The 17,622-nt window shown below is 44.1% G+C and carries 37 protein-coding genes and 1 tRNA gene; 34 read left to right on the forward strand and 4 right to left on the reverse strand.

The window, feature by feature from the left end; translation table 11 throughout:
• Window positions 1-106 precede the first annotated feature (106 nt).
• From LACSTY_RS03825 to LACSTY_RS03835, 3 genes are all read right to left on the reverse strand, one after another.
• Window positions 107-1,081, reverse strand: coding sequence for an Abi family protein (locus LACSTY_RS03825; protein WP_306390955.1), 975 nt, complete (start codon window positions 1,079-1,081; stop codon window positions 107-109).
• Window positions 1,082-1,493: 412 nt separating this feature from the next.
• Entirely contained in the window at window positions 1,494-2,171 is a 678-nt protein-coding gene (locus LACSTY_RS03830; protein ID WP_306390956.1) for a transcriptional regulator, read from the reverse strand.
• Between the two features lie 54 nt (window positions 2,172-2,225).
• The gene (locus LACSTY_RS03835) at window positions 2,226-3,008 is read right to left on the reverse strand and encodes a S24 family peptidase (RefSeq protein WP_306390957.1); all 783 of its coding nucleotides are present in this window, start codon (window positions 3,006-3,008) and stop codon (window positions 2,226-2,228) included.
• A gap of 160 nt (window positions 3,009-3,168) precedes the next feature.
• Here LACSTY_RS03835 and LACSTY_RS03840 point away from each other — a divergent pair, with 160 nt between their 5' ends.
• The 3 genes from LACSTY_RS03840 to LACSTY_RS03850 are packed head-to-tail and all read left to right on the forward strand — an operon-like array spanning window position 3,169 to window position 4,322.
• Entirely contained in the window at window positions 3,169-3,423 is a 255-nt protein-coding gene (locus LACSTY_RS03840; RefSeq protein ID WP_005688508.1) for a helix-turn-helix domain-containing protein, read from the forward strand.
• Between the two features lie 2 nt (window positions 3,424-3,425).
• On the forward strand, window positions 3,426-4,187 hold the full coding sequence (locus tag LACSTY_RS03845; protein ID WP_306390958.1) for a phage antirepressor: 762 nt from the start codon (window positions 3,426-3,428) through the stop codon (window positions 4,185-4,187).
• Window positions 4,188-4,322, forward strand: a complete 135-nt coding sequence (locus LACSTY_RS03850) for a hypothetical protein (protein WP_263851214.1) — start codon at window positions 4,188-4,190, stop codon at window positions 4,320-4,322.
• On the opposite strand, the gene LACSTY_RS03855 is transcribed toward LACSTY_RS03850, so the two are convergent.
• Complete coding sequence (locus LACSTY_RS03855) at window positions 4,305-4,517, reverse strand: hypothetical protein (RefSeq protein WP_096772518.1); 213 nt, start codon at window positions 4,515-4,517, stop codon at window positions 4,305-4,307. The genes LACSTY_RS03850 and LACSTY_RS03855 overlap by 18 nt on opposite strands.
• A gap of 65 nt (window positions 4,518-4,582) precedes the next feature.
• On the opposite strand from LACSTY_RS03855, the gene LACSTY_RS03860 reads away from it, so the two are divergent.
• The 31 genes from LACSTY_RS03860 to LACSTY_RS04010 all read left to right on the forward strand — a co-directional run bounded on the left by LACSTY_RS03860 (window position 4,583) and on the right by LACSTY_RS04010 (window position 17,157).
• Window positions 4,583-4,939 (forward strand): DUF771 domain-containing protein, encoded by a 357-nt coding sequence (locus tag LACSTY_RS03860; RefSeq protein ID WP_306390959.1) that lies wholly within the window; start codon window positions 4,583-4,585, stop codon window positions 4,937-4,939.
• A gap of 84 nt (window positions 4,940-5,023) precedes the next feature.
• The gene (locus LACSTY_RS03865) at window positions 5,024-5,176 is read left to right on the forward strand and encodes a hypothetical protein (RefSeq protein WP_016388314.1); all 153 of its coding nucleotides are present in this window, start codon (window positions 5,024-5,026) and stop codon (window positions 5,174-5,176) included.
• A gap of 4 nt (window positions 5,177-5,180) precedes the next feature.
• Window positions 5,181-5,384, forward strand: coding sequence for a hypothetical protein (locus LACSTY_RS03870; RefSeq protein WP_306390960.1), 204 nt, complete (start codon window positions 5,181-5,183; stop codon window positions 5,382-5,384).
• 18 nt (window positions 5,385-5,402) lie between these two features.
• A complete protein-coding gene (locus LACSTY_RS03875; RefSeq protein WP_216684579.1) occupies window positions 5,403-5,888 on the forward strand; it encodes a siphovirus Gp157 family protein in 486 nt (161 codons plus the stop codon).
• Complete coding sequence (locus tag LACSTY_RS03880; RefSeq protein WP_306390961.1) at window positions 5,889-6,596, forward strand: AAA family ATPase; 708 nt, start codon at window positions 5,889-5,891, stop codon at window positions 6,594-6,596. It begins immediately after the preceding gene.
• Window positions 6,597-6,599: 3 nt separating this feature from the next.
• A complete protein-coding gene (locus LACSTY_RS03885; RefSeq protein ID WP_306390962.1) occupies window positions 6,600-7,154 on the forward strand; it encodes a DUF669 domain-containing protein in 555 nt (184 codons plus the stop codon).
• Window positions 7,155-7,174: 20 nt separating this feature from the next.
• Complete coding sequence (locus tag LACSTY_RS03890) at window positions 7,175-7,720, forward strand: NUMOD4 motif-containing HNH endonuclease (protein WP_306390963.1); 546 nt, start codon at window positions 7,175-7,177, stop codon at window positions 7,718-7,720.
• Between the two features lie 14 nt (window positions 7,721-7,734).
• Window positions 7,735-8,532, forward strand: a complete 798-nt coding sequence (locus LACSTY_RS03895) for a phage replication protein O (protein WP_306390964.1) — start codon at window positions 7,735-7,737, stop codon at window positions 8,530-8,532.
• Window positions 8,519-9,301 (forward strand): ATP-binding protein, encoded by a 783-nt coding sequence (locus LACSTY_RS03900; protein WP_306390965.1) that lies wholly within the window; start codon window positions 8,519-8,521, stop codon window positions 9,299-9,301. The genes LACSTY_RS03895 and LACSTY_RS03900 overlap by 14 nt, the downstream gene beginning before the upstream one ends.
• Window positions 9,298-9,630, forward strand: a complete 333-nt coding sequence (locus tag LACSTY_RS03905) for a hypothetical protein (RefSeq protein WP_306390966.1) — start codon at window positions 9,298-9,300, stop codon at window positions 9,628-9,630. Before LACSTY_RS03900 ends, LACSTY_RS03905 begins: the two co-directional genes overlap by 4 nt.
• The gene (locus tag LACSTY_RS03910; protein ID WP_306390967.1) at window positions 9,627-9,905 is read left to right on the forward strand and encodes an XRE family transcriptional regulator; all 279 of its coding nucleotides are present in this window, start codon (window positions 9,627-9,629) and stop codon (window positions 9,903-9,905) included. The genes LACSTY_RS03905 and LACSTY_RS03910 overlap by 4 nt, the downstream gene beginning before the upstream one ends.
• A complete protein-coding gene (locus LACSTY_RS03915; RefSeq protein ID WP_306390968.1) occupies window positions 9,902-10,351 on the forward strand; it encodes a hypothetical protein in 450 nt (149 codons plus the stop codon). The genes LACSTY_RS03910 and LACSTY_RS03915 overlap by 4 nt, the downstream gene beginning before the upstream one ends.
• Window positions 10,352-10,353: 2 nt before the next feature.
• On the forward strand, window positions 10,354-10,737 hold the full coding sequence (locus tag LACSTY_RS03920) for a DUF1064 domain-containing protein (protein WP_087911773.1): 384 nt from the start codon (window positions 10,354-10,356) through the stop codon (window positions 10,735-10,737).
• Between the two features lie 18 nt (window positions 10,738-10,755).
• Window positions 10,756-11,211: a phage N-6-adenine-methyltransferase gene (locus tag LACSTY_RS03925; RefSeq protein WP_087911774.1), complete on the forward strand. Its 456-nt coding sequence runs from the start codon at window positions 10,756-10,758 to the stop codon at window positions 11,209-11,211.
• Window positions 11,212-11,230: 19 nt separating this feature from the next.
• Window positions 11,231-11,695, forward strand: coding sequence for an endonuclease (locus tag LACSTY_RS03930; RefSeq protein WP_087911775.1), 465 nt, complete (start codon window positions 11,231-11,233; stop codon window positions 11,693-11,695).
• A 39-nt stretch (window positions 11,696-11,734) separates the two neighbouring features.
• Complete coding sequence (locus LACSTY_RS03935; protein ID WP_016386784.1) at window positions 11,735-11,998, forward strand: hypothetical protein; 264 nt, start codon at window positions 11,735-11,737, stop codon at window positions 11,996-11,998.
• Window positions 11,995-12,519: a DUF1642 domain-containing protein gene (locus LACSTY_RS03940; RefSeq protein ID WP_016386783.1), complete on the forward strand. Its 525-nt coding sequence runs from the start codon at window positions 11,995-11,997 to the stop codon at window positions 12,517-12,519. Before LACSTY_RS03935 ends, LACSTY_RS03940 begins: the two co-directional genes overlap by 4 nt.
• Window positions 12,516-12,674 carry a hypothetical protein gene (locus tag LACSTY_RS03945; protein ID WP_160162859.1) on the forward strand — a complete coding sequence of 53 codons (159 nt, stop codon included), beginning with the start codon at window positions 12,516-12,518 and terminating at the stop codon, window positions 12,672-12,674. Before LACSTY_RS03940 ends, LACSTY_RS03945 begins: the two co-directional genes overlap by 4 nt.
• Window positions 12,664-13,026, forward strand: a complete 363-nt coding sequence (locus LACSTY_RS03950; RefSeq protein WP_087911776.1) for a hypothetical protein — start codon at window positions 12,664-12,666, stop codon at window positions 13,024-13,026. The genes LACSTY_RS03945 and LACSTY_RS03950 overlap by 11 nt, the downstream gene beginning before the upstream one ends.
• Window positions 13,027-13,077: 51 nt before the next feature.
• Window positions 13,078-13,665, forward strand: a complete 588-nt coding sequence (locus LACSTY_RS03955; protein WP_087911777.1) for an NUMOD4 domain-containing protein — start codon at window positions 13,078-13,080, stop codon at window positions 13,663-13,665.
• A complete protein-coding gene (locus LACSTY_RS03960) occupies window positions 13,662-13,949 on the forward strand; it encodes a YosH family protein (protein ID WP_087911778.1) in 288 nt (95 codons plus the stop codon). Before LACSTY_RS03955 ends, LACSTY_RS03960 begins: the two co-directional genes overlap by 4 nt.
• Window positions 13,946-14,206, forward strand: a complete 261-nt coding sequence (locus tag LACSTY_RS03965) for a YosH family protein (RefSeq protein WP_087911779.1) — start codon at window positions 13,946-13,948, stop codon at window positions 14,204-14,206. The genes LACSTY_RS03960 and LACSTY_RS03965 overlap by 4 nt, the downstream gene beginning before the upstream one ends.
• 11 nt (window positions 14,207-14,217) lie before the next feature.
• Window positions 14,218-14,427, forward strand: coding sequence for a hypothetical protein (locus tag LACSTY_RS03970; protein ID WP_087911780.1), 210 nt, complete (start codon window positions 14,218-14,220; stop codon window positions 14,425-14,427).
• On the forward strand, window positions 14,411-14,782 hold the full coding sequence (locus tag LACSTY_RS03975; RefSeq protein ID WP_087911781.1) for a YopX family protein: 372 nt from the start codon (window positions 14,411-14,413) through the stop codon (window positions 14,780-14,782). The genes LACSTY_RS03970 and LACSTY_RS03975 overlap by 17 nt, the downstream gene beginning before the upstream one ends.
• A complete protein-coding gene (locus LACSTY_RS03980; RefSeq protein ID WP_087911782.1) occupies window positions 14,779-14,964 on the forward strand; it encodes a hypothetical protein in 186 nt (61 codons plus the stop codon). Before LACSTY_RS03975 ends, LACSTY_RS03980 begins: the two co-directional genes overlap by 4 nt.
• Window positions 14,957-15,175 carry a hypothetical protein gene (locus LACSTY_RS03985; protein WP_087911783.1) on the forward strand — a complete coding sequence of 73 codons (219 nt, stop codon included), beginning with the start codon at window positions 14,957-14,959 and terminating at the stop codon, window positions 15,173-15,175. The genes LACSTY_RS03980 and LACSTY_RS03985 overlap by 8 nt, the downstream gene beginning before the upstream one ends.
• Before the next feature lies 1 nt (window position 15,176).
• Window positions 15,177-15,395: a helix-turn-helix domain-containing protein gene (locus LACSTY_RS03990; protein WP_003575624.1), complete on the forward strand. Its 219-nt coding sequence runs from the start codon at window positions 15,177-15,179 to the stop codon at window positions 15,393-15,395.
• Window positions 15,396-15,468: 73 nt separating this feature from the next.
• Entirely contained in the window at window positions 15,469-15,912 is a 444-nt protein-coding gene (locus LACSTY_RS03995; protein WP_087911784.1) for an ArpU family phage packaging/lysis transcriptional regulator, read from the forward strand.
• A gap of 228 nt (window positions 15,913-16,140) precedes the next feature.
• A tRNA-OTHER gene (locus tag LACSTY_RS04000) sits at window positions 16,141-16,217 on the forward strand.
• Between the two features lie 51 nt (window positions 16,218-16,268).
• Entirely contained in the window at window positions 16,269-16,538 is a 270-nt protein-coding gene (locus tag LACSTY_RS04005) for a hypothetical protein (RefSeq protein WP_087911786.1), read from the forward strand.
• Window positions 16,510-17,157: an Ntn hydrolase family protein gene (locus tag LACSTY_RS04010; protein ID WP_021354321.1), complete on the forward strand. Its 648-nt coding sequence runs from the start codon at window positions 16,510-16,512 to the stop codon at window positions 17,155-17,157. The genes LACSTY_RS04005 and LACSTY_RS04010 overlap by 29 nt, the downstream gene beginning before the upstream one ends.
• The last annotated feature ends 465 nt before the right edge of the window (window positions 17,158-17,622 follow it).

Raw genomic sequence — 17,622 nt, forward strand, 5'->3', positions numbered from 1 at the left:
CTCCTTGTGCTACAATACAAACGGGTGCTATTGCACCCACCACACAGTCACGTTCTTTTAAGCGTCTACCCGTTCACTTTAGCCAGTGGGGTAGGCGCTTTTTTCTTTAAATATAGTCAAAGTATCGCTTGGGAAAGTTCATATCTTGTAACACAGAATTGAATGAAATTGATGTGAATTCATTTTTATAGTTGCTAAATAAGCCTTTTAAGTCCTTTTGCAACCGATGATAGTCCTTCTTCGTTAGCATCAACTTCATGCATAAGATGAGTTCAAATAACCCGGCTTGACTATTTAAGGCGATATTTGTAATGCCGAGCGCTTGTTTGATAGGCTTCATATTTGTGCTTTTGACAAGCTTTTTTGAGAATGTGATTTCCCCATGTGCGACACTGTTCCTGAACAAATTCACTATTTTGTTGACAGATCGAATTGCTGCAGGAGATGTAGGAACATAGTGTGTTGGCCGATATTCTCGCACTCGCATTCGTGTGAAATCTTTTGCAACCTCCAGTTGCAGATCAGTAGTCATATTTGAATAAAAATAATTCAGCTCACCAAAAGTGAGGAAATTCACGAGCACCCACAGGGGCACGTGACCATGTTTGTTTACATAATGCTTGACAGCGTTATCATCATCACCCTTCAATTTGTTTTGAATTTCACGGGAGAGAGCACTAATAGTACCGACAACAGATCCTGTCCAGTCCGGGTTTCGTTGAAAGTTGTCAATAGCTAAATAGGAATGTTCTTCTGGATGAGCCTCCGAAAATTTATATGAGAGTTCCGCACCAAGAGAAGCTTCATATTTCAGAAGCGAACGATATAAGATCGCTCGTAGTTCTGCATCAAAGTCATATAATGATCGAATCTCAGCGAAGGTAGCCCCTGATATGTAATGCTCAGAATGAATGACGTGTCCACTCGAATCTCGCTGTAAAAAAGACCATTTGTATCCGTTTATAAGAGCGTAATACCCAATTTGCTCCAAGGATCTTTTCGACTTGGTTGGTACATCCAACCCACGATTTCTGAGAATTGTCAGCTGTTGATTGAGAGTTTTAAATGGTTTTGAATTCAATTCATTTTCCTCCTGAAAACAAAAACCACGATGCTATGTTTTTCAACATAGACACCGCGGTTCGTTAGTCCAGCACCTACTCCTAGGGCCCTCTGAACTTGATCTATGATTATATTTTATAATCTAAGCTTGTAAGTGTCAATGTAATTTCACTTATTTGCTACATGATGTATAGCAATTTTTAAAGGCACAACATAGTGTGCTTTTTGTTTGACGAATCTCAGTTAAACTGCTCGACATTTTGATCATCGTCTTGGTCACTAGCGCAAGCGGTTGTTGCACCAGCCAACAAAACAATGAGTAAGATGGCAACTATCTTTTTTAGCATAATGACTCACATCCTTTGCTTGGTATGTGGCACAAGCCCCACTCTCCGGCTTGCACGGGGACGCCGCTCGCGTGGGGGAAGGGACTAATCACCATAGTCGTCGGGTGCTTTGCCTGCATCTTCTATTTTGACTACGGCTACCGCAGGTATGGTGATATTGCCACTGCCTGTAGATTTGTACGAGGTAGTTCCCTTGCTCTCTCCATAGAAAGTTATTTTGTCATCTTCTAGTACGCGAGAACCATTCATGATATCTGGATCGTAACCAATAAAGATGACGTTGTCATAATTGCCATCAACCGCAACACGTAGATCGGTTTCATCATCGCCGTCAATAACTTGAATTACTTTTCCAGTGAAGGAAACCTTTTTGTATTTGTAATCGTCCGGGGTTCGCGCAAGCTGGTCATATGTAACGCCAGTATTGTAATCAGCAGCATTGAATGTTTCTGTGCTTGATGATTCTTCATCATCAGAGTCATCGCTATCAGTGTCTTCGTAACTGTCATCATCTTCTTGCGACGATTTTGCCTTTGACGATTCAGCTTTTGAAGACGAACTAGACGCAGCTGACCTGTTGCTTTCTCCCGAGTAGGTGCCAATCCAAAAAAAGATTGCAATAAATGCTACCGCCGACAATGCGGTAATAATAAGGTTCCGCTTTAGTTTTCTCGGATCCTTTCTTTGAATTATAGACAATGTGCCAAATATTGCAGCCAATAGGAGCGATCCCAAAAAGGCAATTAAGATAAGTAGTTCCATTATTCCCCTCCAAAAAATCCAGCTTTTAACGTCAATCAGGATTTGGACGTAAGATTATTTGAATGCATATGACCCAACAACTTTGCCGATCACATCAATATTGTCGGTTTCATCGGCGTAGAAGTCTGGGTAGATACGTTCGCCCGTTTTTTCGTTCACATCATCGTTCAATGAGCGAAGGCAGAGACGGTTCTCTTCAAAAATCAGTTTCTTGATAAATGTCTTGTCATCAACGTCAACTACCGCGATCATGCCGTTAGTAACATCTTGTGTTTTCTGAACAAAGACAAATTCGCCATCCTCGTAGTAGGGAGACATACTGTCACCGACAACTTTAAAGCAGTAATCGTAGTGAGACGGAATGGCACTATCTGGAATCTTAACTGTGTCCATTGGTTCATTACGATCATCATTAAAGGCACCATATCCAGCGGCCACAATACCATCAACATCAACATTAAACGCTGGTTCATCGAGATTACGTTCTACACGCGCTTCATCTAGGCTGACTACGTTGTCTGGGTTTTGCTGTTCATTAAGTTGTTTTTCCGCGTACGTGTAAACTTTCTGCTGACGTTCGGGGCGGAGTTTCCGCATTGTATTTGTAGTTTTCTCAATCACGGTGTTGTCAGCACTCTTCGACAAGTCTTTATTCATCATGTCGTCTAACTTTACACCGAACATATTGGCAATATCAGCAAGGATTCCCGCTTTTGGAGTATACTTGCCAGACTCCCATTCACTGACGGTAGAAACGCTTCGGTGGATCATTTCAGCGAATGTCTGCTGATCATAGCCGCGTTTTGCGCGCAGATACTTTAGATTTTTTGCAAACATGTCAAGTTCCTCCTCATTTCTATAGGAACAGTATACCACCACTTCGGAAAAACGGAAATATATTTCCGAATTTAATTTCGGAAAAACAGAATTTTATTGTTGACTTCGGAAAAACCGAACCGTATTATATAGACATAAAGAACGGAAGGAGGAAACAGTAATGAACGAAAAATCTGAGAAATTCACGCTTCGTCAATGGCGCGGAATTCGAGACATGCGAGTCAATGAGCTGGCGACTGAGTCTGGCTTAACAGTGAAAACGATTAATAACTATGAGCGTGATATTGATCGTCTTCGCGGAGCCAGTTATAAGAACTTAGAGGCTATTGCAAAGGCTTTAGGGATTTCGGTTGGGGATATTTTTTTGTCACCAACTTCGGAAAAACCGAAGTACCCAGTAAAGGAGGCGGTATAGATATGAACGAACTACAACTATTTCAGTTCGAAGATAACCAAATTCGGACTGTCAGCTCCAACGGCATTATCTGGTTTTCAGCACCGGATGTTACGAATGCGCTGAAACTAACAAACACAACGGTAGCGTTGAAATCATTAGACGGCGATGAGGTGACTAAGTTTAACTTAGGGGGCTTATCAGGCGAGACCAATTTCATCAGCGAACCGGGGCTATACAAACTGATTGGTGCTAGTCGAAAACCAGCGGCCAAACGTTTTAACCGTTGGGTAACGCATGAAGTTCTCCCATCAATCCGCAAGCATGGTGCCTACATGACGCCTGAAACGATTGAGAAGGTCATCTATGATCCAGACTTCATTATCAATCTGGCAACGCAGCTAAAGGACGAACAAGCCAAAACAGCGGCACTTACGGCTGATAACGAAACAATGAAGCCTAAAGCATTGTTTGCAGACGCGGTAGCCACAAGTCACACAACCATCTTGGTTGGTGATCTTGCAAAAGTGCTCAAGCAGAACGGCGTTGACATTGGTGCCAAGCGGTTGTTCGCATGGCTGCGTGATCAAGGTTATCTGATCAAACGGATTGGTGCCGACTATAACTCGCCGACACAACGCGCGATGGAGCTAGGCTTGTTCGAGGTAAAGGAAACGGCGATCAGTCACTCGGACGGCCACGTAACAGTTCAGAAGACCCCAAAGGTGACCGGCAAAGGCCAGCAGTATTTTATCAACAAGTTTCTACAAAAGGAGGCTGTCTAAATGAACGGACGCACACAGGAAAAACTAGAAAATGCCGTTACAGAATTTGTTGTTGCTCAACTGAAGAACAAAGAAAAAAGCCCCGAGATGGTGGCAGCCATCGCGGAGCTCATCGAATCACTTAGCAAGAACTAAATACAGTATATCGGCGCCATTAGCTTGGAGCGAATCAGCATGGCCAACAAATGAATAGGTAATTTGATTTTCCAAGTAAATATTGGAAAAGTCTTCAGCTTTAACAACATTTTTATCCATTCCTAGGCAAACCACTGATTCAAAGTCTGGGATTTCTTCCGTGTTGCCATCGCGGAAATGAACAGTTAGATCCATATCAATCACCTCCTTTCCGGTTTCATTATCCGTCAGGAGGCGATCACAGGAAAGGAGGAAATGCCATGCCGTTGTTGCAGGTTGTTGAAGATGATCAGATTTCAAGCAAAAAGTATTTAGCGGTCGATGAAGAAGAACTGGCAAAGATGATTGAGGAGAACCAAGAGTTAAAACGCAAGCTAGCAGCACGAGGCATGTGGACGCTCACCACCGCAACAAGATATGTCGAAGGGCATAACAACACGTGGGTAGTTAACAATATCTTGAACGTTCCACGCTTCCACAAGTTCTTACAAGATACCGTGGTTTCATATCCACCGCCTGGCAAAAAGGGGTATCTGTTTCATCCGAAACCATGGCTCGACTTCTTAGACAAATGGTTCCCAGAGATTTCAAGGTCACTTAGAGAGAAGGACAAATAATGATTGGTTATTTACTAATTGCTGGTGGCTTCGGCGTGATCGTTGGTCACTGCTTAGGCCACAGCGGAAATTGGAGACAGTGGATTGAATGAAGCAGAACGTACCATTGGTGATTTGCTGAAAGAGCATAACGAATTGACGTTAGACATTATGCGTGGCAACCACACACCAATTGCAAAGATGCTGCTTGCCGAGAACGAGAAGCTACGTGCACGACTAGCGAAACTAAGGGGATGACGTGATGACTAATGAGGAATACGAACGAATTATAGCCGAGGCGAACCGCCAGATCGCGGCATATCACAAGGTTGCCACTGACTATGGCCCGAACAACACAGACCCTCATCAAACGTATGCGATGGGTCAAGAAGATGGCGCACAAGCAATCCTATTCATTATCAAACAAGCCATGAAAAAAGCCGCTGGTATGCAGGCCAACGACTGATAGAAAGGAAAATATTATATGTCAGTATTATACGACTTAACAGACAAATTGACCAGTTTGCAACGACTGGCAGAAAGTGGCAACGCTGATCCAGAAGCGATTGCTGACACGATGGAAATGATTGAGGGTGACTTTGACGATAAGGCTGTTGGCTATGTCAAAGTCTATAAATCAGTCGAAGCAGACATCAAAGAAATCGACGCTGAAATCAGGCGTTTGCAAGAACGCAAGACAAGTGCCAAGAAAAACGCTGCGACGATTAAATCACGATTGGTGCAAGCGATGGTTGAAACTGGTCGTGAACACATTCATACACCACTGTTCAGCATTTACACACGCAGAACAGTGAGTGTGGAAGCACCAGAAGACCCGAATAAGTTGCCACCAGAGTTCATTAAGACCACGTTGATGGTCAACAAAGCCGACTTGAAAAAAGCGTTACAAGCTGGACGTGAGGTACCAAATGCGCGACTGGTTGAGAACATTGGACTGGGGGTGCGGTAGATGCAGCCAATCAAACATGCATCTGCAATTGATCGAACAAAGAACTGGCGAGTTTTGATTTATGGGAAGCCTGGTGTCGGTAAGACGTCAGCCATCCGCAATCTTAATGGCAAAACACTCGTGCTAGATCTGGATGACAGTTCAAAAGTGCTATCCGGTGCACCGAACATCGATGTGCAACCATTTGACCGAAGCAAGCCAAGCGAGGAATGGAAAGAGTTCCTGAAAAATCTGGCTGAGCGTGTTTCTGGGTATGACAATCTGGTGATCGACAACGTATCAGCGTTCGAAAAAGACTGGTTTGTCGAGATGGGCAGGCACAGTAAAAACGGTATTGGCAACGAGCTTCAGGATTACTCAAGATGGACAAATTACTTTGCCCGTATCATGACCATGATATTCATGGACGCACCAGTTAACGTGCTAGTAACTGCTTGGGAGAACACACGAGACGTTACAAGCGAAACTGGACAATCGTTCAGCCAGTATGCACCAGCAATTCGCGACAGCGTACGTGACGGGTTATTAGGCCTGACAGACGTTGTAGGACGCGTGGTAGTTAATCCCAAGACTGATGGCCGTGGCGTCATTCTCGAGGGAACCGATGCAATCTTTGCTAAAAACAGATTAGACAATCGAAAGTTAGTACCAATTAACGAGCTATTCAAGTTTGGAAATCAGGAAAAATCAGTCAAACAGGAGGACTAAAACATGGCTATTACGATGGACTACTCACAAGCAGCAGAAGGAAATTGCGACATTCAAGATGGTGTATATGAATGCGTTATTAACCGATTTGGATTTGACAACTACAAAGATCGCGAGTTTATCAAGTTCGACCTAATCGTACGCAATGACGTTCCACAGAAATATCAAAACAAGCATATCTTCGACAACCAATATCCAAAGAAAGACACCGGAGAGTATGCAATGGGATACCTGTTCATGATTGGCAAAAATGCTGGCATTCCAGACCATAAGGCGTGGGCTGATCTTGCGGCGATGCTTGCAGATTTCACGGGTCATGCCGTTAAAGTTACCGTCAAAAACGAAGAATACAACGGTAAGACCTATCCGCATATCAAAAAGTGGGAGCCAACGGCTTTCCCGCAGATTCAGCATCGTTGGAAAGACAGCAAAGATGAATCTTCTTCAAATTCTAATCCGTCTTTCGGCACACCGGCGCAAGCAAGCCAAACCACTACAGCCGATCCATTTGCCAACAGCGGTCAGCCAATAGACGTAAGTGACGATCTTCCATTCTGACTTAAAAGAGGTAATTAAAAATGGAAAATTGGAAAGACATTCCTTCATATGAGCATCTTTATCAAGTTTCTGATCGTGGACAGATTCGAACCGTCCCTGGTAAAACAACTGTGACAGTTCGAAATGGCACCACTTACGAACGCAAATGGCAAGGCAGAACGCTTAAACAGAAAACGGATAAAGGTGGATATAAGCGCGTAACATTATGGAAATCTCGTGCTTGTAAGCAGTTTTTAGTTCATCGGCTTGTCTGCTTGGCTTTTCATCCCAACCCTGATAATTTGCCAGATGTCAACCACATCGATGGAAACCCGTCAAATAATAATGCCGATAATCTGGAATGGATCACTCCACGTGGGAACTTGATGCATGCATATGAGCATAAGCTTAACAAGGCAGCAGTTCCTGTCGTATTGCGAGATCCGCCGACTGGTCAGATTCGATATTTTTACAGCCGATCGGAAGCGTGTCGTTTCCTTGGCAGATGCCCCGAATATATCGGTGACGCGCTTGAACATGGTGACACTGAGGTAGACGGCTATGAGCTATTTACGATTCCATTCTGATTTGAGGTGATCACATGGCAGACGGAGGCTGGATAAAAGTATACCGAAAAATACGCCAGTCCTTCGTATGGACTGACGCGAATCAGCTAAAGCTTTGGTTGCTTATTTTGATGAAAGCATCTCATGAGGGTAACCGGTTTTTGTTCAATGGTCAGCAGGTTGACGTGTCCAGCGGACAATTCGTCACGGGGCGCGACGCACTGGCATTTGAGTTCAACGAAGGTGTTAAGCGTGACCATCGGATTGTTGCAAGAACGTTATGGAGATGGATAAAGCAATTTGAAAAAGAGCAAATGTTGTCCATCAAATCAACCCCACAATACAGCGTCATTACAGTGATTGAGTGGTCAACTTATCAAGACGGTGACCATCAAGTGTCCATCGACCGTCCATCAAGTGTCCATCACTTGTCCACAATCAAGAATGCAAAGAATGCAAAGAATGCAAAGAAAGAAGATAGTCAGCAATCACGCAAGCGTGAATATGCTGACGACTCTCCTGAAATGATTGAGGCGGTTTATCTTTGGGAAAAGATCAAAGGCAACAACCCTGAGCACAGAAAGCCAAACTTACAGTCTTGGGCTGATGACGTTCGTAAGATGCACGAGTTAGATCATCGACCATTTGAGAAGATCCACAAGATGATTGACTGGTGTCAGCTTGACGCGTTTTGGCAAACCAACATTCTAAGTGCGTCAAAGCTGAGATCGAAGTACGACACCATGGCAGCACAGGCAAATCGCAAGTTTTCATCTGGAAGACGGGTAGAACACACGGAAACAAAGGAGAACTGGGGATATGGAGTCGACTAAAGGCCTATTCACACATGCGGACGTGCAAAAAATTATCGAAAAGCGAGGAATGGACGTTAGCAAGCTGCCAACTCAGGCCGAGATTGAACGGCGCTTCTACGAACGCTCTATGGCCGCATTGAACCGTAAAAAGGCACGTGCCATTTATCGCTACTCAGTCTTTCCCGGAAACGTTCCGGCTAAGTTTACGTTCGAAAAATGGCAGCCTGAAATGCAGACGGATTTTCAGAAATCAAGAGATCTGGGAAATAGGGCATACAAGTTGGCAAAACGAATGCAAAAAGCGCCTGAAAACGTGATTTTATTTGGCCCTCGTGGAACAGGCAAGACATCACTTGCTTTAGCAATGCTAACCAGCTTGCGCGATGAAGGCCAGTCAGGGCTGTTTATCTCAACAGCAGAGCTGAGCAACCTAATGGGCTTGCAATATGATGCACCAGACGTTCGTAAGCGTTTAGCGGGCATTGAGCGGGCAATGAAAGAAGCTGACGTGCTGCTGCTGGACGACTTAGGGACAGAGGGCGGAATGAAGCTCGACATCAAGCCGGTTAGACGTGACATGCAAGAGCTGATGTACCGCATTGCGAATGCTCGTCTTGATTTTGAAAGCAACACGCCTCGTCTATCAACGATCATCACAACCAACAACGAGATGGATGAGCTTGAACGCATGTACAATAGCAAACTCATCAGCCGAATTATTCCAAAATCAAAAGATTGCACCTTAAATTTTGAAAAGCTAACAGACGTAAGGGGGAAAAGATCGTGACAGCCGAAGAAATGACGAATAGATATTTGCAACACTTGGACAAGCGGCTGATGGCATACGAAACGGCCTTGAATCAAACGATAGCTGACATTGAAAGCGATTATGATCAAGGCTACCTAGACGTTACCGAAGCACAGTGGCAAGACATCGCCGTGCTTGTTGAGAACATTGCTCAGGCAAATACACGCATGATTCATGAAGCGTCAGATAGCATATATGCTGATGGCGAAGTTTCGGGTAGCTTGCTTAAACTGCTTGAGCTTGCCAATCACTTCGCAACACTGGACTTTTCAGAAACGCCATTAATTAAGCAGGAGGCAAAAGCATGATTGAGCATACGAGCGAAACTAACAATGCAGGCCAAGATTGGGCACGTGAACGACTTCGCAGCTTTCTTGATGATCATCCCAGCTTGCCAATATACCGTTTTGCTTTGATTGCTGGCGTAAGTCGGATCACAGTTGCTAGTTTTCTTAGTGGCAAAGAGGTAATGAGGATCACACTTACAAAAATAGCCAAAGCCATGGGGATATCGCTGGAAAAACTAAAACAGCCAATTAGCGAGCAAGAATACATCGAGTCGCGTCAGGAGGAAAAAGCATGACACAAGTAACAGTACGTTTATACAAACAGGGAGACAAAGTGTGGTGCGACTTCAAGGCTGAATTGCTTAAGCGCTACGAAAATTCAGCAATGCTAGACATCTCAAAAAGCGAAGTATTCTCAAAAATCGAGAAGCAAGAGTTAAACAACCGGATTGTTGTATCCAAACACGCCATTGCAGAAAAACGGTCAGTTTCCGGTGTTGATGACAGCGACATTTTGAAGACTTCAGTCAACAATGGTCTTAAAAAGATTTCAAAAAAGCGAAAAGAAGCCCGTGCCAAATACGCACGTGGGATTGCAGAAGCGGCCTCACAATGCGACACACTGATTGACGTTGCAAAACGGATTGGTAAGTCAACAACGTTCGTGAAGCGAGTGGCAAGCGAGTTTGAAATCAAGTTGCCCCGCCGCAACAACGGGCATGAAGAGATTGCGAGTCGTTAGCCATGGTTATCCGCAAGAGACGCAGAGGCAAGTACAATGCGCAGCCAGTTGTGATTGATGGCATTAGATTCGCAAGCAAAGCAGAGGGCGCCTATTACATGCTGATACGCAACAAGCCCCAGAAGGTAACGATTCAAGAATCGTTTGAGATTCTGTCTGCCTTCAAGATCAATGGCAAACGATACTCGGCAAGAAAATACAAACCTGATTTCTGCTTCTATGACGGTGAAAAGCTTGCAAAGGTTGTTGACGTCAAAGGCGGAAACGCGACTTTGACCACCGATGCCAGACTGCGAATGTTGCTGTTCATGATCAGGTACAAAATACCGATCACGATTGCTAGATATGACTATCACACAGGGCTATTCACGGAAGAGCAACTTTGAAGAAAAAGGAGAAAAAACATGCTTAATAAAGGGCTTTTCTCAAGTGACAAGGATGACTGGGAAACACCACAGAAGCTATTTGAGAAGCTTAATGACAGATACCACTTCGTCATTGATTTAGCAGCGACCTCAAAAAATGCAAAGTGCAAAAACTATTACACAGACGAAGACGATGCTTTGAGCAAAGACTGGTCGAAAGTGAATGGCCCAAAATGGCTAAACCCGCCTTATGGACGACAGCTAGGACTGTGGGTGAAGAAAGCTTATATATCCTCAATCAAATGCAAAGACCCCATAGTCTTGCTCATACCGGCGAGAACAGACACTAGCTATTGGCATGAATACATTTTCTACAAAGCGCATATTGATTTTTTACGTGGGAGATTGAAATTCGAACACAATGGGAGCGCCGGAGATTCAGCACCATTCCCAAGCGCAATTGTGACATACAACTTTGATACGCCATGGTTATAACAAACTAAGGAGAAAAATCATGAATAAAAAATTGACATTTACAGTAACTGTTTTAGCAGGACTTACGTTTGGCGCTGGTGCAACCGCCATTGCCGACAACGTTTGGCAAGGTCACCAGAACATCGTGGAAACCAAAAACAACATCGACAAGTTGACAGCTAAGATCAACGCTTCACAGTCTAGCTTGTCCGATTTGCAACATCAGTTGTCTGACGCACAGGCACAGTATGCGGCCCTAAAACAGCAATACGACAACGACATGGCAAGCAAAGATGCCCAGATTCAGCAAAAGATCGTTGAAGGCCAGCAAGCAGTCGCCCAGAAACAGGCCGAGGTCAATGCTAAACAGCAGACCATCAATGACCTTACATCACAGTTAGAAGCCGCCAAACAGGCAAACAATGACTTATCACAGGCAATCAAAGACGCACAGAGCATCAAGGACTATTCAGATCAGGCTGTGAAGTCAGTCAGTGCGAAATGAGTCATAGGGGCTGCTATTTGGCTGTGAGGAGGCCGACCGATGAAAACAGGAGACGACACGTTCGATGACATCTACATCAGCAAAGAGACTGGCAAGGTTGTAGGCGTCATGTATGAAGATGTGGACTACAAGCTAGTGCCCGTAGAACCAAAGCAAAAAAAGATGAATTACGAAGAAGCACTAAAACGTGCAGAAAAGCTGCTTTCTATGGGCGATTATGTGGACGGTAACGTAAACGAATATGCCAATCTGAAAGCTGTGGCACTTGTTAAGAATATTTACGGGAGAGAGGACGAAAAATGAGCGAAGAAAAACTGTACGCGATAAAGAACGATTATGGCGAGTGGGCAGATTCACACTACACTTTTGGTACCGGTGCATGGGCAACACCATACAAAGCCAAGCGTGAAGAAGATGCAAAACATCATGGCGGCCACGTTGTCGCGCTTGTTGAGGAGCCTAAAAAGGTAGTGCTAAGCGAGGAACGGGCCCAAATCGTTGAAGATGCAAATAAGTATAAATTTCCAGCATCCTATATTTCTATGAATACTGATGATTATGATGGCTTAGAAAAGCTACTGATGGAGGCGTTCGTCAACGGCTACACCGTGAAAAGCGATAAGAAATATCTGGTATATAAGGAGCTTGGCGGTAAGCAAAAGCATGAGCAGTTTGCTCAAGCGTACCGATCTTCGGTTTATCCCGGAACCGTAAGATGGATTCTTACTAATGAAGTCATCAACAGGTCATTTGCTCAGTTCGCCGAATCAGAGATCGAGCATTATGGTTTGCAAAATTGTGAGTGTGTGGAGGCAAAAGAATGAACGGACGTTATGCGGTATACAACAATTCGGGTGACCTCGAAATTGAGCGGTGTGATACGGCTGAGGAAGCACTAAGAGACAACGAACTCAACGACTGGGGAGGATTCGTTATTGATTTAGAAACTGGCGAAGAGGTGACTGACGATGAGCAATGAGACGAAGCGGGACGTGTTCGAGGCGGTTTGGAATCGTCTTGCTGGCTATCAGGTGTTCTTCAATGGTTGGCCTAGAGAGGCAATAGACGAATACAAGAAGCGTTATGACGCCGCGTTGCCAGATGACCTGCCGGTGATTCCGCAAGCGGTGGGCGAATATATTCAGTGGGGCAAGTCATACGATATTCAGCTCTACATGATGTACAGCTTCAAATTCATTCACAGTCAAGGGTTAAAAAAACTAACGGATGATGTGGAAAGCTGGATTATCAGCTCAAGCAACACTTTTGCCCGTGCATGGGTGCTAGGTGTCTGGAAAGTAGCGGAAACCGGGGAGGTAGTTAAACTATGAAACAAAGCGGGACGTTTTCGATACTGTGTTGGTGCTAGTGGAGGAATAAAAATGAAATATAGTGAAACGAATGAAATTTGGAGATTATACCAAGAATTTGATTTTATCGAAGTTAGTACACTTGGTAGAGTAAGAACGTTGGATAGAGTGGTATCGAACGGTAAAGGTACACGTGTGGAGAAAGGTATGATTTTGAAGCAATGGCCCAATAAAAGAGGTTATCTGCGCGTGGCGTTCAGAAAAGACAGCAAACTCATCAACAAACCGGTTCACCGCCTTGTCGCGCAGACATTTATACCTAATCCTGATAATTTACCACAAGTAAATCATAAGGACTGTAATCCACAAAACAATAGCGTATCAAATCTAGAATGGTGTACTCCTGAATACAATATCGAATATCGTGAAAAATACGGGAAGTCATCCGCAGAAGTATCAGGTTGTCCAGTCTATGCAGTAAATTTAGATACGTTGAAAATTTATAAGTTTAAATCTCAAAGAGAAGCAGGGAGAGCTCTCGGGATAGTCAACCAGAGCATCAACAGTGTTCTAAAAGGTCGACTTAAAACCACGCACGGCTACGTGTTTGCAAAAGCCGGCGAAACCGGCGAAATCGTGAAATTGGAGGCGGAGAAATGAAATACTATAAAATTGATGATCCTTTTTATGGGCGTTATCTAATTGTTGCCTATAGTCGTAAGGAAGTTGAGAAAATTTTCCGTAAAGTTTATAGTGGCGGAAATCTAGTCCGTGTTTCAGAGGTCAGCCGTGAAGAGGCAATCAATGAAATTAAAAATGCAACATATTACGATGGTAATAGCATAGCGGAACAGGATATTCAAGATTATATGTCGCAAGATCAGCCTTCATACTTGCTTATGGAGGGAAAGTTGTTGCCGGGAATAATGGAGGACGAAAAATGAAATACTTTGAGACAAAGGAACCCTTTTATAGCTTAATTGCTGCTAATAATAATAAGGAAGCTCTTAATTTATACCGTGAAATGTATGGGGATAATGATGATCCAGAAAAGTTTACTGAGTTAAGCCGTGAAGAAGCACTGTATCGTATTGCTTCTGCAAAAACGGAAGACGGAGATAATCTCACCTACGAGGAGGTTAAAGAAGACTTGGACGCTAAGGCACCTACAATGCTTCTGGTAGACGGAGACATCTTATAGGAGGCGGAAAAATGAAACTAATAGAAATAAAGGTTATCCGTATGCCGAGCGGCAAATACATTTGCAATGCCGCATGGGATGGAGTGGATCAGACGCCGAAGCTTTCGAAGGCCATCAAGTGGTACGGAGAAAAGGGAGAGACCGACCCATACAAAACCGCACATGATTGGGGCGGTAAGGTTGTCGTGCTTCGGGAGGTGCGAGATGAAACGAGAGATTAAGTTCAGAGCGTGGGATTACCTGCACAACAAAATGTATCCAGTCAGCGATATAGAATGGGACGCAGATGGACGTATGTGGGTAACTGCTGATGACGGCAAAAATGGCATAGAGCTGATTGATGACGAAGCCCATTTGATGCAGTACACCGGCCTACACGACAAGAACGGTCGAGAAATCTACGAAGGCGACATTGTAAAAAATGAATATGGGAAAGCGATGGATATTCAATACGATCCGAGATCTGCTGCTTTTGGTGTTGGTGATTATTATTTTGGAACGATTGGATCTGGAAAAACTCTAGAGGTCATCGGCAACATATTTGAAGACAAACAGCTACTGGAGGAAAAGCAATGAAAATAAGGCCTTACCGTTTCATGTCATGGCTTGGTTTCATTTCATGTATTGTGGCTTCATTTATGCCTGAGAAATATTTGGCATTTGGATATTACAAAACGTTTGTTTTTCTGACATTATCAGCAATTCTATTTGCGCTTTGGGACATCGCGGATGTAATCAGGGAGGAAGAACATGAGTAAAAGCAAGGACGTTGACGCATATCTTCAAGGCGAGCTATGCGCAAAGGCAGAACTTGCAACTAAGCTACTACACGACATTGCTTGGTCTAAATGGACGACTGACGCGATGACTGCACGTGTCGACCCAATTTACAAGCAAGCCAGGGAGATAAGCTATTGGCTATTAAGCAATGACGACTGGTACACCGAAAATGAGGACGGAGGCGAATAATTTGGACAGCAAACAAGCATTGGCCAAAAACCTTAGGAAGAATATATACGATCTGGGCATGACACAAGCCAAATATGCAAAAGAGATCGGAATACCCATCACCACGCTTGAATATGTAATCTCTGGGAATGGCAGTGTTTCACTTAACACCTTAGACAAAATCGCATATGGAGCTGGGATTGATCCATGGGAGCTCATTCGGCCTTCTGAAAGCAAATAAAAAAGCGCACCACGAAGGCACGCTTATCCCCCAAACTTTTACAAAATTAATTATACCATAAGGAGTGGACGCAGTGGTGCGAGCAACGAGATATTTTAGCCCAATTGATCATGACAAAACAATTGAAAACGCCAAAGAGGTCTTGGGGAACTACTGGCATCACAAGCGGCTCGCTCAACGCACCAAAATAGCGCTAAGAAGCCCCGTGATGGACGGCATGCCCAAGTCACCAAGCTATGGCAACAAAGCCGAGGACAAGCTCGTATCGCACGCTGACGAGCTGTACTATATAGCGTGCTGTGAAGGTGCCATTGAATCTCTAGAGAATGAAAACTACCGGATCATTTTAGTTGAGAGCTATCTGACTCCAAAGACGACACGTAAATCCAGCCTTCAGTTAGCCGACCACTTGCATGTTGACCGAACGACCCTTTGGCGACAAACACGAGAAGCTCTCTATGCTTTTGCTGAAATATGTCCGCTAGTGAAACTAGTTGCAACATCCGTGCAACAATGATGCAACAAAAAACACGCTTTTCCGCCTTATGATGGTATTGTGCCAAAGGAGCGATCCTGAGACACCGCATTTTTCCTCCGAGCCATGGTGATGATAAAGCTGTGGCAAGGCGTGGCAAATGGACTGGCTGAGATAGTCAGGCGGGTTCGATTCCCGCATGCCACATTGTCCAGTTTAGCGACCGGACAAAGCTTGCGACGACCCCATCTGACACTGGGAGAGCGAGCAGCAACCGATTGAGATAGGCTCACCGACTAAAGTTCGCGCGTGCGTCGGTGTCGCGGGTTCAAATCCCGCCGGTTGCATACAAAGTTGACTCAACTGCGGCGAAAACCTCCGCTGCAGAAATGCTCCATATGGATACGGGATATGGGGAAAGCAGCAGACGTGCTCATGATGGCGCTATTTTAGGTCTCGGCCATCAATTATGCGATCAGCAGACAAGGGAAGGCATTGATACCGGTTACTCAATGCTGAAACAGGAAGGTGCAACTCCGTCCGCTCGCTTTGGAGCCTGTCACTCCAAAAACATTAGATATCACCTCAATGTAGTATTCCAGTTCACGCTGGAGTACTATTTTTTTGAGGTGATTAGGAATGAGCTTTATTTCTGGATTTTTGACTAAAGACTTTTGCTCAATTGTGGCAGATGGAAGAATGTCTCAAGGAACAAAAACGGTTGGGGAAAACTATAAAAAATTTATGTTAGCCGAATCAAACATTTTGATCGCAACTACAGGAAACGCTCAAGTTGCTGACATAATAAAGGACTTCATAAAGCGATTACATGTTCAAAGCAACGGAGCTCAGTTAAACTGGCAACTTTACGTAAATGTGATCCAACAGTTTGTTAAGGAAACGTTAAAGGGAGCAAAAGACATAGATGGAAATTGTGTAAATCAAATTGTTGTTATTTGCGGAGTGAATGGTAACAAAATCATGGCTTTGGCATTTGGACAAACTGACGCAGGTTATATTCAACGTGAGTACTTGCCTGAGGAAAATGAGCCAAAGTTCTTTACTATGACTCCTCCAGGTGTGAATCCAGATGCCGTCACTAAGGAGTTCATATCGATTACCAACAAAATCGAGATTAGCACATATAGTGACATAGTTATAGCTCAAAGCAAATTGCAAGATTATGTGGCAGGAATCGATTCGGGAAAATCAGTTAATACACATAAGATGGGGGCGAGGATAGACGGAATCAACGGAAGATTTAAAGAATGGTCCTCTGGTAATTGAACTACCCGAGTTTTTAGACTCGGCCGGGGATCAATGCCCACAGATTTCGGGTGGGAAAGTTGATATTATTTGGCATTGACGCTTTGGCATCTTTTTATTTACCCAAGCACTCCGCCAAACGGTGAGGTGCTATTTTTGTGCAACAAAAAGGCCCTCTGAGCGATTAACTGAGGGCCTAGCTACCGGTGTTTACTGAGGTGAAACGACGGTACCGAAAAAGAGTATAACACATGTAGCAATAAATCGGATTAAAAAAGCCCTCAGAGACCAGTCCAAGGGCCAAAAGAATGAAAAAACGGAATACTTGTGTGAGCAGCAGCGGTTGACTTGGAGGAGAAAGGCCACTGCTCACATATATATATATTAGCACATTCCTTATAGAAGATACTAAAATAGCCCTCGGTTGGGGGCCGAGAGCCTAAAGAAAGGGTATTACAAAGGAGTGAAAATGAGTATCTGTTGGGA

Source organism: Lacticaseibacillus styriensis (assembly GCF_030770295.1).
Classification (GTDB): domain Bacteria; phylum Bacillota; class Bacilli; order Lactobacillales; family Lactobacillaceae; genus Lacticaseibacillus; species Lacticaseibacillus casei.